12 protein-coding genes are annotated in these 16120 nt (G+C 73.0%); 1 reads left to right on the plus strand and 11 read right to left on the minus strand.

From position 1 onward, the window contains the following. The 5 genes from IEZ01_RS18125 to IEZ01_RS18145 all read right to left on the minus strand — a co-directional run bounded on the left by IEZ01_RS18125 (position 1) and on the right by IEZ01_RS18145 (position 3863). The gene (locus tag IEZ01_RS18125) at positions 1-207 is read right to left on the minus strand and encodes a hypothetical protein (protein ID WP_019889270.1); all 207 of its coding nucleotides are present in this window, start codon (positions 205-207) and stop codon (positions 1-3) included. 111 nt (positions 208-318) lie between these two features. Continuing rightward, a complete protein-coding gene (locus IEZ01_RS18130; RefSeq protein WP_019889269.1) occupies positions 319-642 on the minus strand; it encodes a putative WhiB-interacting protein in 324 nt (107 codons plus the stop codon). Continuing rightward, a complete protein-coding gene (locus tag IEZ01_RS18135) occupies positions 639-1010 on the minus strand; it encodes a WhiB family transcriptional regulator (protein WP_019889267.1) in 372 nt (123 codons plus the stop codon). Before IEZ01_RS18135 ends, IEZ01_RS18130 begins: the two co-directional genes overlap by 4 nt. Positions 1011-1183: 173 nt before the next feature. After that, positions 1184-1516: a hypothetical protein gene (locus IEZ01_RS18140; RefSeq protein ID WP_019889266.1), complete on the minus strand. Its 333-nt coding sequence runs from the start codon at positions 1514-1516 to the stop codon at positions 1184-1186. 169 nt (positions 1517-1685) lie between these two features. Further along, entirely contained in the window at positions 1686-3863 is a 2178-nt protein-coding gene (locus tag IEZ01_RS18145; protein ID WP_028797949.1) for an ATP-dependent DNA helicase UvrD2, read from the minus strand. Between the two features lie 145 nt (positions 3864-4008). Between IEZ01_RS18145 and IEZ01_RS18150 the strand changes: the two genes are divergently transcribed. Next, positions 4009-4251, plus strand: coding sequence for a mycoredoxin (locus IEZ01_RS18150; protein ID WP_019889264.1), 243 nt, complete (start codon positions 4009-4011; stop codon positions 4249-4251). Between the two features lie 99 nt (positions 4252-4350). Here IEZ01_RS18150 and nudC read toward each other — a convergent pair whose 3' ends face one another. The 6 genes from nudC to IEZ01_RS18180 all read right to left on the minus strand — a co-directional run bounded on the left by nudC (position 4351) and on the right by IEZ01_RS18180 (position 15927). Next, positions 4351-5298 (minus strand): NAD(+) diphosphatase, encoded by a 948-nt coding sequence (gene nudC / locus IEZ01_RS18155; RefSeq protein ID WP_019889263.1) that lies wholly within the window; start codon positions 5296-5298, stop codon positions 4351-4353. A gap of 59 nt (positions 5299-5357) precedes the next feature. After that, complete coding sequence (locus IEZ01_RS18160; protein ID WP_189202607.1) at positions 5358-6779, minus strand: dipeptidase; 1422 nt, start codon at positions 6777-6779, stop codon at positions 5358-5360. Between the two features lie 10 nt (positions 6780-6789). After that, positions 6790-10251 (minus strand): UvrD-helicase domain-containing protein, encoded by a 3462-nt coding sequence (locus IEZ01_RS18165; protein WP_189202609.1) that lies wholly within the window; start codon positions 10249-10251, stop codon positions 6790-6792. A 70-nt stretch (positions 10252-10321) separates the two neighbouring features. Then, complete coding sequence (locus IEZ01_RS18170; protein ID WP_189202611.1) at positions 10322-11155, minus strand: hypothetical protein; 834 nt, start codon at positions 11153-11155, stop codon at positions 10322-10324. A 92-nt stretch (positions 11156-11247) separates the two neighbouring features. Beyond that, entirely contained in the window at positions 11248-12054 is an 807-nt protein-coding gene (locus tag IEZ01_RS18175) for a hypothetical protein (RefSeq protein ID WP_028797948.1), read from the minus strand. 117 nt (positions 12055-12171) lie between these two features. Continuing rightward, positions 12172-15927 carry an ATP-dependent helicase gene (locus tag IEZ01_RS18180; protein WP_019889258.1) on the minus strand — a complete coding sequence of 1252 codons (3756 nt, stop codon included), beginning with the start codon at positions 15925-15927 and terminating at the stop codon, positions 12172-12174. Positions 15928-16120: the final 193 nt, after the last annotated feature.

Consider the following 16120-nt stretch of genomic DNA (forward strand, 5'->3'; position numbering starts at 1 on the left):
TCACCACCAGGACGAGTCGAGCCGGCCCTCGATCGCTCTGATGTTGGCGCGGGCGCACGCCTCGCAGAAGTACTCGCGGCGGCCGTTCTCCACCGAGCAGGTCCAGGTCACCGGAAGCGTGTCGGCGACCCGGCCGCAGCGGGCGCAGGCGATGCTCTTGCTCTCCTCGGGTGTCCGGGCGTCTCCACCGGAGTCACTACTCAGCACCCTGAAGACGATAACCGCGCGGGGCTCCGCGGCCGGGGCAACGCACCGCGGGGGCCGGTCCGTTCGGACCGGCCCCCGCGGGGATGCTCAGCTGGTGAGCTTCCTGGGTATTCAGTGCATGACAGCCATGGCCAGCGCGCGGCGGGCGCGCATGGAGACGCGCTCGGCGCGGCGCTGCATGCGCCGGGCGGCGACCAGGCGTACGGCCTGACGTTCCGCGTCCGCTTCCCTCATGCGGTCGTGCATATGCGCACGGGCCAGGGCTTCTGGAATGAGTTGCATCTCACGGGTCCTGTTCTGACGCGAGGCGTTCGCGCCGATGGTGGTGACAGCTGGGGTGGCGGAGCCGGACGGCTCGCTCGTGGAAGAGGACATCGGGGCCTGCTTCTGGGGATCGTGCGTGAGGGGTCGGTCGATGGTTCCGGTGGCGGTCATGCCGCGACGACCGGGTTCTTGCGCGGGCGGCCACGCGGCCGCTTGCGGGCCACGACGACACCCTGGACGAACAGCTCGCCGCCCCAGACACCCCACGGCTCACGCCGCTCCTTGGCGCCCGCCAGGCAGGCCTCCATCAGAGGGCAGGTCCGGCAGAGGGACTTGGCGTACTCGACGTCCGCCGGCGACTCGGCGAAGAAGACCTCCGGGTCGTAGGAACGACACGGGACGGGTACGCCGAGGTTCTCGATGGCGTCGTCGAGCGCGGTGAGCGCGGTGAGGGGGGTCAAGGTGAAGTCCTCCGTGAGGCCGGGCGGGGGGATCGTTTCGGAAGGCGGTACGGACGGGGCGTGCGCTTCGAGTTGCACGGGGTGTTCTTCCTCGTCTGTTGTTCCGGCCTGTTGGGCCGGGTGTCGGCTGGTACCGGGTCTTGCGCTGTCCCGAGGCCCCTTCGGTCTGCTCCGCCCGTTCGGGCAAAACAGAAGGGCCGCGGATCCCGGGTGGGGTTCCGCGGCCCTGAAGGCGCCGGCCTGATCATGGATCAGGCTGGATCACTCCAGGGTTCGAGCCCACGGAAGGCCCACATCGTGTGGTGCTGCGTCGTCTGCTGCTTGGTTTCGGCACCGGTCGCCGCGAAGGCGTAGGCCTTGGCCTCGCCCGCCGCTACTCCTGCTTCCAGTGCCTTGGTCGGTCGCTCATTGCGCTCCATGACGGGGAGAGCCGCCAGAAGCATGGCCGGACGCAGGAACGCGAAGCCGGACACACCGGTGCCAATGAACGCCGAACCGGAGAGGCCGAGCGAGCAGGCGGAGACGACCGAGCGATCGGTCATTTTGTCGGTGCGGACGGTGGTGCTGTTGATGTAGCTGATCACTGGAATCGCCTCCTCTCGGCGTCTCAGGGGGATCGGGGTGAGCCGGTCCCACACGTATTCGGATAAGTACAGCACGGAGACACGGCTTCAGAGAAGTCGCTGTTTCCGTGGTTAAGAACCTATGGGGCTTCCCCAGGCGGGCGCAAACTATTTTTTCGACGAGTTTGCATCAGTCCTCCTCGTCGCCTCCTCCAACCTCCTCACCTGCACAGATGGCCAGGACATCGGCGCCGAAGCGGTCCAGCTTGCGGGCGCCGACGCCGGAGATGCCCGCAAGCTCCCCGTCGGTGGAGGGCACCGTCTCGGCGATCGCCATCAGCGTCTTGTCGGTGAAGACGCAGTACGCGGGCTGCCCCAGCTCCTTCGCCTGCTCCGAGCGCCACTCGCGCAGCCGTTCGTAGAGCGCCTCGTCCATGTCGGAGGGACAGCCCTCGCAGCGCATCAGCTTCATCTCACCGGCGTCGGTGAGCGTGGTGCCGCAGACCCGGCAGAGCACGGGCCCCCGGCGCTTGCGCCTGCCGCTGGCGCTGCCGCGCTCGATGCCGCCGCCCCCGCCCGTGCCCCGAGCGCCGAGGGCACCGGAGCCGGGCCGCAGGCCGGTGAGGAAGCGGGTCGGCCGGCGGGAGGCCCGTCCGCCGGGCGAGCGGGACAGCGCCCAGGACAGGGAGAGGTGGACCCGGGCCCGGGTGACGCCCACGTAGAGCAGGCGGCGCTCCTCCTCGACCTGCTCGTCGGTCTTGGCGTACGTGATCGGCATCATGCCTTCGGTGAGGCCGACCAGGAACACCGCGTCCCACTCCAGGCCCTTCGCCGCGTGCAGCGAGGCGAGTGTGACGCCCTGGACGGTCGGGGCGTGCTGGGCGGCGGCCCGCTCGTCGAGTTCGGCGACCAGGTCGGCGAGGGTCGCCTCCGGCTTGACCCGTACGTAGTCCTCGGCGAGCCGGACCAGGGCGGCGAGGGACTCCCAGCGGTCCCGGACGGCGCCGGAGCCGGCGGGCGGCTCTGGGGTCCAGCCCTTGGTGGACAGGACCGCCCGGACCTGGGAGGGCAGGTTGTCGGCGTCGTCGAGCAGGGCGTCGTTGCCCCCGGCGCGGGCGGCGCCGCGCAGGGCGACGCCCGCCTCCCGCACCTCGGGGCGGTCGAAGAAGCGCTCGGCGCCGCGCAGCTGGTAGGGCACTCCGGCGTCGGCCAGCGCCTGCTCGTAGACCTCCGACTGGGCGTTGACCCGGTAGAGCACGGCGATCTCGCCGGCCGGGACGCCGGCGGCGATCAGGTCGCGGATGCGGCGGGCGGTGCCCTCGGCCTCGGCGGGCTCGTCGGCGTACTCGGTGTAGACCGGCTCGGGGCCCGGGTCGCGCTGGGAGATCAGCTCCAGGCGGTGCTCGGCGGCCCGGCCGCGGGCCTGGCTGAGCAGGCCGTTGGCCAGGTGCACGACCTGGGGCGTGGAGCGGTAGTCCCGGACGAGTTTGACGACCGTCGCGTTGGGGTGACGGGTGCGGAAGTTCAGCAGGTGGTCGGGGGTGGCGCCGGTGAAGGAGTAGATCGTCTGGCTGGCGTCGCCGACGACGCAGAGGCTGTCGCGGTCGCCGAGCCACAGATCGAGGAGGCGCTGCTGGAGCGGGGAGACGTCCTGGTACTCGTCCACGACGAAGTGCTGGTACTGGCGGCGGATCTGGTCGGCGATGTCGTGCCGGTCCTGGAGGATGCCGACGGTGAGCAGCAGCACGTCCTCGAAGTCGATCACCGAGCGGTCCCGCTTGAGCTGCTCGTAGAGCGCATAGATCTGGCCGATCTCGGCGGGGTCGCGTGGGGCGTCGCGATGGGTCTTGGCGACGGCTGCGGGATAGTCGGCGGGGACGGTCTGGGTGACCTTCGCCCACTCGATCTCGCTGGTGACGTCACGGAGCTCGTTGCGGTCGAGCCGGACGCGGCAGCGCGCGGCGGCCTCGGCGACGAGCTGGATCTTCCGTTCGAGGAGCCGGGGCAGATCGCCACCGACTGCTTTCGGCCAGAAGTACTGGAGCTGGCGGAGCGCGGCGGAGTGGAACGTCCGGGCCTGGACGCCGCCCGCGCCGAGCTGCCGCAGACGCCCGCGCATCTCGCCGGCGGCGCGGTTGGTGAAGGTGACGGCCAGCACACTGGCGGGCGGGAGTATGCCCGCGCGCACTCCGTAGGCGATCCGGTGGGTGATCGCCCGGGTCTTGCCCGTGCCGGCGCCCGCCAGCACGCACACCGGGCCGTGCAGGGCCAGCGCGACCTCGCGCTGCTCGGGGTCGAGCCCGTCGAGCACCGCGTCGGCGGTCTCGGGGACCTGCGGGAAGAGAGTGGAGTGCGTTGCTGCTGTCACCCCGCCATGCTGCCAGGTTCGGGTGGGTCGGTGCGGCGGCTTGTCCACAGGCCCGGACGACCGGTCGTACGAATGCGGGAATGGTGGCGCCGGAGCATACGTTCTCCCCCTGGCACCTCACCCACCAACGAAGGAGCACCGGGCCATGCAGGGCACTGTGACGATGTACAGCACCACGTGGTGCGGCTACTGCCGTCGGCTGAAGAGCCAGATGGACCGCGAGGGCATCGCGTACACCGAGATCAACATCGAGCAGGACCCTGAGTCGGCCGCGTTCGTGGAGAAGGCCAACGGGGGCAACCAGACCGTTCCGACCGTGCTCTTCGGGGACGGTTCGACGCTGACGAACCCCTCGCTCGCGCAGGTCAAGCAGAAGATCGGCGTCTGAGCCGGCTCCGCTGATGGCCGAAAACCCCCGTCCGGGATGTCCCGGACGGGGGTTTTCGTCTTCACCTCACGTCGACGTCACGTCACCGTGCTCGTCACGTCACGTCACGTCACCGGGCTTCGGCAGCGGCTTGCCGTACCAGAGCTCGATCAGCCGGGACGCGATCGAGATGCCGTACGGCGGCAGCACCTCGCCGGACTCGAAGGCGGCCGTCAGGTCCTCTCGGGAGAACCAGCGCGCCTCGTGGATCTCCTCCCCGTCCACGTTGATCTCGGACGAGGTGGCGCGCGCCATGAAGCCGAGCATCAGGCTGGAGGGGAAGGGCCAGGGCTGGCTGGCGACGTACTCGACCTCGCCGACCGTGACTCCGGCCTCCTCGAAGACCTCTCGCGCCACCGACTGCTCGATCGACTCGCCGGGCTCGACGAACCCGGCCAGCGTCGAGAAGCGCCCCTCCGGCCAGTGCACCTGGCGGCCGAGTAGTGCCCGGTCCTCCTCGTCGGTGACGAGCATGATCACGGCGGGGTCGGTACGGGGGTAGTGCTCGGCGCCGCAGGCCTGGCAGCGGCGGACGTGGCCGGCGGCGGCGATGACCGTGCGCTCGCCGCAGCGGGAGCAGAAGCGGTGCAGCCGCTGCCAGTTCTCCAGCGCCACCGCGTGCACCATCAGGCCCGCGTCACGGGGCGACAGCAGCAGTCCGGCCTCGCGCAGCCCGGCCGGGCGCGCCGACTGGTCCATGCGCCCCGGCAGGGAGTCCTTCTGCAGGGCGAAGTAGCTGACGCCGTCGGTGTCGGTGCCCAGGAAGTACCGGTGGGTCTCGGTGACGGGGGCCTCGAAGGCCGGGGTCATGACCAGTTCGGTGCGGCCGTCGGGGGTGTCGTCGATCAGCACCTGGCCCCCGGAGACCACGAAGACCCGGGTCGTCGGGTGGCTCCAGGCCGCCGACAGCCAGGCCTCGTCGAGGCGGTGGTGCGCCATGCGGTCGATACCGCTGTGCGCGGTGAGCCCGATGGGACGGTCCACTGAGTCGTTGCTGATGATGCTCACAGGTACTTCCAACTCCCCCGGATCGGTGTGCGTTCAGTCAGGATCGGCAGGATCACAGGTCAGAATCGCGCGGTGGGCAGCTCGGACCACAGGTGTGCCGCGGCCTCGACGCCTTTGAGCAGCAGGTCCAGCTCGACCTTCTCGTTCGGGGCGTGCCAGCCGTCGGAGGGCACGGAGATCCCCAGGAAGAGCACGGGCGCGTGCAGGACGTCCTGCAGGTCGGCGGCCGGGCCGGAGCCGCCCTCGCGCGTGAAGCGGATCTTGGCGCCGTCGAAGGCCAGGCTCATGGCCTTGGCGACGGACCGGAGGGCGGGGTGGTCGAGCGGCGTCAGACAGGGCCGGGTGGGGGCGCCGAAGGTGATCTCGTACCGGATGCCGGCCGGGACCCGGGCAGCCAGCCAGTCGCGTACGGCCAGCTCGATCTTGTCGGGGTCCTGGCCGGCGACCAGCCGGAAGGAGATCTTCAGCTGGGCGGAGGCGGGGACGATCGTCTTGCCGCCGGGGCCCTGGTAGCCGCCGCCGATGCCGTTGACCTCGGCGGTCGGGCGGGCCCAGACGCGCTCCAGGGTGGAGTACCCGGCCTCACCCAGGACGCCGTGGGACTTCGCGGTGGCCAGCCAGGACGACTCGTCGAAGGGGAGCTCGGCGATCAGCGCGCGCTCGGCGTCGTCGAGCGGCGCGGCTCCGTCGTAGAAGCCGGGGATGGCGACGCGCTCGTCCTCGTCGTGGAGGGCGGCGACCAGGCGGCCCGCGACGGTGGCCGGGTTGGGCACGGCTCCACCGAAGGAGCCGGAGTGGATGTCCTGGTCGGGGCCGTACAGCTCGATCTCGCAGTCGGCGACGCCGCGCATGCCGGTGCAGACGGTGGGCGTGGTCTCGGACCACATGCCGGTGTCCGAGACGATCACGGCGTCGGCGGCGAGGCGGTCCGCGTGCTGTTCGACCAGCGCCCGGAAGTGCGGGGAGCCGGACTCCTCCTCGCCCTCCACCAGGAGCTTGAGGTGGACGGCGGGGGTGGTGCGTCCGGTGGCGGCGAGGTGGGCGCGTACTCCCAGGGTGTGGAAGAAGACCTGACCCTTGTCGTCGGAGGCACCGCGCGCGTACATCCGGCCGTCCCGGACGACGGGCTCGAACGGGTCCGTGTGCCAGCCGTCCTCGCGGGCGGCGGGCTGGACGTCGTGGTGGCCGTAGACGAGGACCGTGGGCGCGTTCTCGTCGTCGGAGGGCCACTCGGCGAAGACGGCGGGGGCCCCGGCGGTCTCCCAGACCTCGACGGCGGGGAAACCGGTCTCCGTCAGCTTCGCCGCGAGCCACTCGGCACTGGCCCGTACGTCGGGGGCGTGGCCGGGCTGCGCCGACACGGACGGGATGCGCAGCCAGGCCGCGAGGTCGTCGAGGAACGCGGCGCGGTGCTGCTCGACGTAGGCGCGTACGGCGTGGGTCCGTGCGGTCTGGACGGCGCTGTCCGGGGTGTCGCTCATGTTCCTGAGCCTATCCGGCGCCGGGGATGGGCCGGTCGGGTGTCCCGGTCAGCAAGATGCGCTCCAGCTCCGCGCGGCCGGGCAGCCGGCCGGGGCGGACGACCTCGCCGGTGCGTACGTAGACGAACGCGGCGGTGACCTGGTCGGGCGGGAGGCCGTGGCGCTCGGCCCAGGCGAGCCGGTAGACGGCGAGCTGGAGGGGGTCGGCGGTGCGGGTGCGGCTGGTCTTCCAGTCGACGATCTCGTACGCGCCGGTGGCCTCGTCGCGGTAGACGGCGTCGATCCGGCCGCGGACGACCCGGCCGGCGAGGGTGAGCTGGAAGGGGGCCTCGACGCGGTACGGGGTGCGGTGGGCGTACGGGGTGAGCTCGAAGGCCTCCTTGAGCCGGGCGAGGTCGCGCTCGTCGGCGATCTCGGGCTCGTCGGCGAACTCCTCGCCGCCGGGGAGCTCCTCGGGGCCGAGCATGGGCAGCGGGAGCGCGTCGAACCGGGATTCCACCCACGCGTGGAACCGCGTGCCGCGCCGGGCCGCGGGCTGCGGCGGCCGGGGCATGGGGCGGGCCAGCTCCTCGGCGAAGCCGTCCGGGTCGGCGGCGAGGCGGACGAGCTGGGAGGCCGAGAGGGAGGCGGGCAGCGGGACGTCGCGCGTGGTGGCGCGGGCGCGCCGCAGCTCGCCGGTGAGCGCGTCGAGGTCGCGGTCCCAGGAGGCGACGAGCCGGGCCTCCTCCGGGGTGAGCCGGGGGCCTTCGGGGGCGACGCGGGCGTGCGGGACGGCCTGGGCGTGCGGGACGGGTTCCGGGTGGGGGGCCGATTCAGGATGGGGGGCCGGTGGGGTGTCGGAGGGCTCCGGGGCGTCCTGGGGCCAGGGCTCGTCGTCGGGCCAAGGCTCGTCGTCCGGCCAGGGGGCTTCGTCGGGCCACGGCTCCTCCTCAGGCCAGGCGTCCTCGCCCGGGCCGGGGGCGTCGGTGGGCTCGTCGGTGGGCTCCGGGGCGTCCAGGTAGGCCAGGACCGTGTCCGCCGCGGCGCGGCGGCGGGACAGGGACAGGGGGTCCAGCGGCAGGGGCCAGGCCTGGTCGGCCCGCTTCTCGTCGAGGGCCGGGTTCTCGGCGTCCTTCTCGGGCTCGTCCGCCCAGACCTCGATCTCGCCGAAGCCGGCCGCGCAGTGGTCGTACAGCGCGTGGAGGAACGACGACGGGCCCCTGGGCCGCTTCTGGGAGGGGCCCCACCAGTGCGCGGAGGTGAGCAGCAGGGAGCGGGGCCGGGTGAAGGTCACATAGCCGAGGCGGAGCTCCTCCGTGTGCTGGTGCTCGCTCATCCGCTCCTTGAACGTCTTCATGGACCGCGCAGTCCATTCGTCGAGGGAGGGCAGCGTCGGCGCGTCTCCGCGCAGTGCGTGCGGCAGGACCTGGGGCTGGGACGTCCAGGACTCGCGGGCGCGGCTGCTGGGGAACTGGCTCACCACCAGCCCGGGGACGGCCACCACGTCCCACTCCAGGCCCTTGGACTTGTGGGCGGTGAGGACCTTGACCGTGTTCTCGCCGCCCGGGAGGGCGTTGTCGAGGCCCTTCTCGTACTGGGCGGCGGTGCGCAGGAAGCCGAGGAAGGCGAGCAGGGTGGCGTCGCCGTCGAGGGAGGCGAAGCCGGCGGCGATGTCGAGGAAGTGGGAGAGCGTTTCGCGGCGGCGGGCTGCGAGGGCGTGCGGGGAGGCGGAGAGCTCGACCTCCAGGCCGGTGGCGGCGAGGACGCGGTGCAGCACGTCCATCAGCGGGTCGGCCAGCGAGCGGCGCAGGTCGCGCAGTTCGGCCGCGAGGCGGGCGAAGCGGACCCGGGCCTCGGCGGAGAAGGGCAGGCCGTCGTCGTCGCCGTTCGCGGCGATGAAGGTGTCCAGGGCGTCGGCCAGCGAGATCACCTCGGCCGGGTCGACGCCTTCGACGGCCGCGGCCAGGCGCTCGTCGGGATCGTCCGAGTCCCCCGGGGAGCGGTGGACGAGGAGCCGGGCGCGGCGGCCGAGCAGGGCCAGGTCGCGGGCGCCGATGCGCCAGCGGGGGCCGGTCAGGAGCCGTACGAGCGAGGCGTTGGCGCCGGGGTCCTGGAGGACCTCGCAGACGGCGACCAGGTCGGCGATCTCGGGCAGGTGCACCAGCCCGGAGAGGCCGACCACCTCGACCGGGACGTCGCGCGCGACGAGGGCGGCCTGGATGGCCGCGAAGTCCGTGGCCGTACGGCACAGGACGGCGATCTCGCCGGGCTCCTTGCCCGTACGGACCAGATGGGCGAGGGAGTCTGCGAGCCAGTCGATCTCCTCGGCGTGGGTGGGGAGGAGGGCGATGCGGACCGAGCCGTCCCGCTCGGCGCCGGGGGCCGGGCGCAGCGCCTCCACGCCCGCGTGCCGGGCGCGCAGCGGCTCGGCGAGGCCGTTGGCGAGGTCGAGCAGGCGGCCGCCGCTGCGCCGGTTCTCGCTCAGTGAGAAGCGGGTGGCGGGGGCGCCGTCGGCGTAGGGGAAGTGGGCCGGGAAGTCGTCGAGGTTGGCCACGGAGGCGCCGCGCCAGCCGTAGATGGCCTGGCAGGGGTCGCCGACGGCGGTCACCGGGTGGCCCGTGCCGTCGCCGAAGAGTCCGGACAGCAGCAGGCGCTGGGCGACGGAGGTGTCTTGGTACTCGTCGAGGAGGACGACCCGGAATTCGTCCCGGAGGATCGCGCCGACCTCGGGGCGGGTCGTCGCCAGCTCGGCGGAGAGGGCGATCTGGTCGCCGAAGTCGAGCAGGTCGCGGGCGCGCTTGGCCGCGCGGTAGCGGACGACGAGGTCGAGCAGCTCCCGGCGGGCGGCGGCGGCCTCGGGGACCTTGCGCAGGTCCGCGTTGCTGAGCTTGGCCGACTCCAGGGTGGTGAGGAGCGCGGAATCGTACGCGCGGAGGTCGGCGGGGCGTACGAGGTGCTCGGAGAGCTCCGCGTCGAGGGCGAGGAGGTCGCCGACCAGCGTGGGGAAGGACTTGGTCAGCGCGGGGTACGGCCCGGGTGCCTCGCGCAGCACGCGCGCGGCGAGCTGGTAGCGGGTTGCGTCAGCGAGGAGCCGGGAGGTGGGCTCCAGGCCGATGCGCAGGCCGTGGTCGGTCAGGAGCTGCCCCGCGAAGGCGTGGTACGTGGAGATGCGGGGCTCGCCGGGCGGATCGTCCGGGTCGATGACGTCGGGGTCGGTCACCCCGGCCCGTACGAGCGCCTTGCGGACGCGCTCGGCGAGCTCGCCGGCGGCCTTGTTGGTGAACGTGAGCCCGAGGACCTGCTCGGGGGCGACCTGCCCCGTGCCGACCAGCCAGACCACCCGGGCGGCCATCACCGTCGTCTTGCCGGAACCGGCTCCGGCCACGATGACCTGCGGGGCGGGCGGCGCGGTGATGCAGGCCGTCTGCTCCGGGGTGAACGGGATGCCGAGGAGCTCCTTGAGCTGCTCGGGGTCGGAGATTCGTGCGGTCACCTCAGAGAGGCTAGCCGCGGCCACTGACACTCCCCGGCCGCGCGGCCCGGCGGCCGGGGGCGGGGCGGTGTCAGACGGCGGTTCCGCGTTCGAGCTTCTCCAGGTCCACGGTCTCGTCGGCGGGCGGGAGGACGACCTTCACCGGCTTGTCGAAGTCGGAGAGGAGCATCGTGCCCGGCTCGTCACCGCCCTTCTTGACGATCTGGACGATGTAGGGCTTGCCTTCCTTCGCGACGTACACGGTCGTCGTCTCCCCGTCGGCCTTTTTCTTCACCAGCGTGGCCACGGGCGTGTCGTTGACCTTGGTGTCGGCGCCCCGGGTGAGGCCGGTGCGGTCGTCCTCGTCCTTGCCGAGGTCGGCCAGCAGGGCCTTGAGGTCACAGACCCCGGCCAGATCGGTGCTGCCCTCCTGCCCCGGCGCGATCTTCAGCCAGCGGCCCTTGAGGAGCTCGATCGTGGGGCCGATCTGCGCCTCGGGCATGCCCTGGGAGGTCATGGAGGCGCGCCAGAACTTCTCGTCGCCCTTCATGTACGTGTCCCCGCCCGCCTGCCGCAGCTCGGCGACACCGCCCTCCACCGTGAGCTTCCCCGTGCACTGAGCCTGGTCGTTCACCGAGAAGTCGAGGTCGAGGGTCTGACCGTCCGAGACGCCCCGGCCGCTCATGCGCAGCGAGGTCGCGGACTGCGTCGCCTCGACGGCGCGGTCGCCGATCTCGTCGGCGCTGAGGTCCTTGAACGGGTCCGGCGAGGGAGTGGGGGCGGCGGCCCGCGCGTACGCCGGCAAAGGGAGCGCCTGGGATCCAGCCGCCGGAGCGGCCCCGACGATCACGGCCGTGCATACGGCTGTCGCGGCGGCCGTCGCGACAGCCGTCGCGGTGCGCAGTATTCGTCGCTGGGACGCCATGCGAGCCTCCTCACGGATTCCCCCGTCACCAGCCTCACCCCTGGGGCGTGCGCCCGCTACTCCGCTGCGGCGGGCGCACGCCGGAGGCTTCGTCAGCCGCCGAACTTGGCCAGGTCCATCACCTGGTCCGCCGGCGGCGCGGTGGCCTTGACCGGCTTGTTGTATTCCGAGAGGACGAGCGTGCCCGGCCCGTCGCTGCCCGTCTCGACCGTCTTCAGGACGAAGGGCTCGCCTTCCTTGGCGACGTACATGGTGAAGGTGTCGCCGTTGCTCTGCTTCTTGGTGAGGGTGACGGCGGCCTTGCCGTCGACCTCCGTGTCGGCGCCCCTGGTCATGCCGGTCCGCTTCCCGCGGTCCTTGTCCATCTCCTTCCGCTGGGACTTGAGGTCGCACACATCGGCCAGCTCGCCCGCGTTCTTGCCGGACATCTTCATCCAGCGGCCCTTGAGCACCTCGGCCATGGCGTTCCCCTCCTCGGCGGAGGCTCCTTCACCGGCGGTGACCTGCCAGAACTTGGCATTCGCCTTCATGTACATGACCTTGTCGGCACGGAGGAGGTCCGCGGTGGCGTCCTTGAGACCCATCTTCCCGATGCAGGCGCCCTTGTCGTCCAGAGCGAGGTCGAGCTTCAGCTGCTCACCGTCCGCCTCGCCGTCGCCGACCATGCGGAACGAGGTCGCGCCCTTCGTGGCCGTCAGAGCCCGGTCGGCGATCGTGTCGGCGTCGAGCCCCTTGAAGGGGTCGACCGGGGGCGGCGGGGTGCTGGCGGAGGCAGAGGCCACCGGCTCCTTCTTGTCGCTCTTGGCCTTGTTCTCGTCGCCCTTCGAACAGCCCGTCACGCCGACGACGGTGGCCGCGCAGACCATCGCCGCGACCCAGATCTTCCGGTTGGCCGCCATCTTCATCTCACTCCTCCGTAGCTTCTTTGCCCGGGGATCCGACTCCTGTGGGGTTCCTATGGATGCACAGTTCGTGACGTGATCTAGGGCACGTGACGCCAGGGCTGCGACGACGCCTCATTCCACGATGTGGCGGCCCTCGGGCTGGGCGCTGCAGGAGGCGCGGAATGCGCAGTGGGTGCAGTGCTGGCCGGTGGTGGGGGTGAAGCGTTCGTCCAGGACCCGGCCGGCGGCGGTGGCCAGCAGGTCGCCGACCCACTCGCCGGAGAGGGGCTCCTGGGCCTGGATCTTGGGCAGGGCGTCGCCGCCCTCCTTCTGCGGGGCTGCCTGGCGCAGTTGGACGAGTTCGGCGCCGCCGGAGGCCGGGCGGTGGCCGTCGAAGACCTCGTCGACCGCACCCTCGCGTACGGCGAGCTGGTAGACCGCGAGCTGGGGGTGGTGGGCGACCTCGTCCTTGGTCGGCGCGGACTTGCCGGTCTTGAAGTCGACGACGTACGCGCGGCCCTGTTCGTCGCGTTCGACCCGGTCCATGGAGCCCCGGATCCGTACGGCGTACTCGCCCGCCTCCAGGGTCACGTCGAAGCCGTGCTCCGTGGCGGCGGGGGTGCGGCCGCCGCGGTCCATGACGTGCCAGCGCAGGAAGCGCTCCAGCGCCACGCGCGCGTGCTCCTTCTCCTGGACCGACTTCCAGGGGGCGTCGAAGGCGAGCGCGTCCCACACGGAGTCGAGGCGTTCCATGAGTACCGCGAGGTCGGCGGGGGTACGGCCGGAGGCGACCTCGTCGGCGAGGACGTGGACGACGTTGCCGAAGCCCTGGGCGGCGGTGGCCGGGGCGTCCGCCTTGACCTCGCGGCCCAGGAACCACTGGAGGGCGCAGGTGTTGGCGAGCTGGTCGAGCGCGCTTCCGGAGAGGGCGACGGGACGGTCGCGGTCCCGCAGCGGCGCGGTGGAGTGCGTGGCGTCGTACAGACCCCACCAGCGGTACGGATGGGCCGCCGGGACGAGCGGCTGGTCCTCGTCGTCCGTGAGCGCGGCCAGCCGGGCGAGGCGGCGGGCGGCGGCGTCACGGAGTTCGGGGCTCGCGTCCGGGTCGACGGTCGTGGCGCGCAGCTCCGCGACGAGCGCGGCGACGGCGAGGGGGCGGCGGGGGCGGCCGGTGACGTCCTTGGGCTCGGCGCCGAGCTCGGTCAGGAAGCGGGAGGGCTGGTCGCCGTCGTCGGCCGGGGCCTTGACGGCGGTGACGACGAGCCGGTCGCGGGCGCGGGTGGCGGCGACGTAGAAGAGGCGGCGTTCCTCGGCGAGGAGAGCGCCCGGAGGGAGTGGCTCGGCGAGGCCGTCGCGGCCGATGCGGTCCGCTTCGAGGAGGGAGCCGCGGCGGCGCAGGTCGGGCCAGAGGCCCTCCTGCACGCCCGCCACGACCACCAGGCTCCATTCCAGGCCCTTGGAGCGGTGGGCGGTCATGAGGCGTACGGCGTCGGGGCGGGCGGCGCGCCGGAAGAGGGTGTCTGCGGCGATGTCCTGGGCGTCGAGCTCTTCGAGGAAGTTGAGGGCGCCGCGGCCGCCGGTGCGCTCCTCGGCCCGGGCGGCGGTCTCGAACAGCGCGCACACGGCGTCCAGGTCACGGTCGGCGTTGCGCCCAGCGGCGCCCCCGCGCAGGGCTGCGCGCTGGAGCCGCTGGGGCCACCCCGTGCCGTTCCAGAGCAGCCAGAGCGCCTCCTCGGCGGTGCCGCCGTTGTGCAGCAGCGCGCGGGTGTCCCGCAGCAGCTCGCCGAGGCGCAGTGCGCCCCGGGCGTACGCCGGGTCGTGGACGGCGAGCCGCTCGGGCTCGGCGAGCGCGCGGGCGAGAAGCACGTCGGAGGGCGGCGGGATGCGATTGCCCCCCGCCCGCTCCTCGTCGCGCAGGGCTCGCCCGAGCCGCCGCAGATCGGCGGCGTCCATGCCGCCGAGGGGTGAGGTGAGGAGGGTGAGAGCGGTGTCGGTGTCGAGCCAGGACACGCCGTCGGTCTCGGGAGCCGCGTCGAGGCGCGGGCCGTCCGCCTCGACGGTCGCGTCGCCGGCCCCGGGCCCCGCAGCCGGCAGCACGGAGTCCGCCGCGGCGGTCGCGTCGAGGCGTCGGCCGTCCGCCTCGGGGGTTCCGTCGGCGTCCGGGCCGTCCGCCTCGGTGGCCGCGTCCGCCCCGGGCGCCGCGGCCGACAGCACGGAGTCCGCCGCGGCGGCCGCGTCGAGGCGTCGGCCGTCCGCCTCGGGGGTTCCGTCGACGTCCGGGCCGTCCGCCTCGACGGTCGCGTCGCCGGCCCCGGGCCCCGCAGCCGGCAGCACGGAGTCCGACGCGGCGGCCGCGTCGCCGGCCTCCGGCTTCACCGTCGGCAGCACGGAGTCCGCCCCGACGAGCCGTCCGTCTGCCTCGGGCGTCGCCCCGACCCCCGCGGACGGGGGCACAGCCTGCCCGCCCCCGGCCTCCGCGGGCGCGGACTCCGCCTCGGCCGGCCCCGGTGGAGGGGCCGTGGCCGTCGCGCGGAGGGCGGTCAGGAGAGGGGAGACCGCGGGTTCGTCCCGTAGCGGGGTGTCCGCCGAGTCGGTTTCCAGGGGGACCCCGGCGGAGGTCAGGGCGCGGCGGAGGGCCGGGACGCGGGTGCCCGCGCGGACCAGGACCGCCATCGCGTTCCAGGGGACGCCGTCCTCCAGGTGGGCGCGGCGCAGCAGGTCGGCGATGTTGTCGACCTCGGTGGAGGCCGTCGGGTAGGTGTACGTCTCCACCCGGCCGCCCTCGCGGACCGGGGCCAGCTCGCGGTGGGCGCGGGCCTTGTCGGCGGGCAGCCTGGGCAGCGGCATCCGCTGGGTGAGCAGCCGGGTCGCCGCGAGCAGCCGGTCGCCGGAGCGCCGGGAGGTGGTGAGGACGGCCACCGGGGCCGTACGGCCGTCCGCGCGGCGGAAGGTGTCCGGGAAGTCGAGGATGCCGTTCACGTCGGCGCCCCGGAAGGCGTAGATCGACTGGTCCGGGTCGCCGAAGGCGACCAGCGTCCGGCCGCCGCCGGCCAGCGCGCCCAGCAGCCGTACCTGCGCGGGGTCCGTGTCCTGGTACTCGTCCACGAACACGGCGTCGTACTCCGGCAGGGCCACCCGCTCCGCGAGAAGTACGGCGCGATGGACGAGCTCCGCGTAGTCCAGGACCCCCTGCATGTCGAGGACGTCGAGGTACTCGGCGAGGAAGCCCGCCGCCGCCTTCCAGTCCGGCCGCCCCACCCGCGCCGCGAACCGGGCCAGGGCGCGCGGGCCGAGGCCCAGCTCCCGGGTCCGGGCGAGGACGGCGCGCACCTCGTCGGCGAAGCCGCGCGTGGTGAGGCAGGCCCGCAGGTCGTCGGGCCAGTCGATGCCGGCCAGGCCGTCGCGCTCCAGGTCGAGCTGGCCGGCCAGCAGCTCCCGTACGGCGACGTCCTGCTCCGGGCCGGACAGCAGCCGCAGCGGCTCGGCGAAGAGGTCCGCGTCCTGGTGCGCGCGGATCAAGGCGTAGCAGTAGGAGTGGAAGGTGGTGGCCTGCGGCGTCCGCGCGCCCCCCAGACGCGCCGCCATGCGGTCCCGCAGTTCCACCGCCGCCTTGCGGCTGAAGGTGAGGACAAGCAGCCGTTCCGGATCCGCGCCCCGCTCCACGCGCGCGGCGACCGATTCGACCAGCGTCGTGGTCTTGCCTGTGCCGGGACCTGCGAGAACGAGCAGCGGTCCGCGCGCGTGCTCAACCACGGCCCGCTGGGACGCGTCCAGGAGAGGGGGGTCCACCGGGTCCGGCGGGGTACGCACCAGTCGGTACGCGCCCGGGGGCTTCGGCCGTACCGGTCCTTGGTACGGCGTACGCCGGGTGGTGGAGGAGGAACTCACGTGGATCGCCGGTCCTGGTGGGTGTGCTGGTGGTGAGGGAGCTCGGGGTGCCGGAAAACGCTACGCGACGCGAGGCCCGGCACGCAGGCGGTCCACGCCGGAGACCGTCGGGCGCCGGCGCAGGCCGTCCGCGGCCACCGCACCACTCGAACCAACCGGCGCACCACTCGAACCAACGCCCGGCACGTACTCC

The organism is Streptomyces purpureus (genome assembly GCF_014648195.1).
In the GTDB taxonomy this organism is placed as follows: domain Bacteria; phylum Actinomycetota; class Actinomycetes; order Streptomycetales; family Streptomycetaceae; genus Streptomyces; species Streptomyces purpureus.

Coding starts and splice junctions, on each gene's coding strand:
- IEZ01_RS18130 (WP_019889269.1), bottom strand. CDS start 642: ATGACCGCCACCGGAACCATCGACCGACCCCTCACGCACGATCCCCAG.
- IEZ01_RS18150 (WP_019889264.1), top strand. CDS start 4,009: ATGCAGGGCACTGTGACGATGTACAGCACCACGTGGTGCGGCTACTGC.
- IEZ01_RS18160 (WP_189202607.1), bottom strand. CDS start 6,779: ATGAGCGACACCCCGGACAGCGCCGTCCAGACCGCACGGACCCACGCC.
- IEZ01_RS18170 (WP_189202611.1), bottom strand. CDS start 11,155: ATGGCGTCCCAGCGACGAATACTGCGCACCGCGACGGCTGTCGCGACG.
- IEZ01_RS18175 (WP_028797948.1), bottom strand. CDS start 12,054: ATGGCGGCCAACCGGAAGATCTGGGTCGCGGCGATGGTCTGCGCGGCC.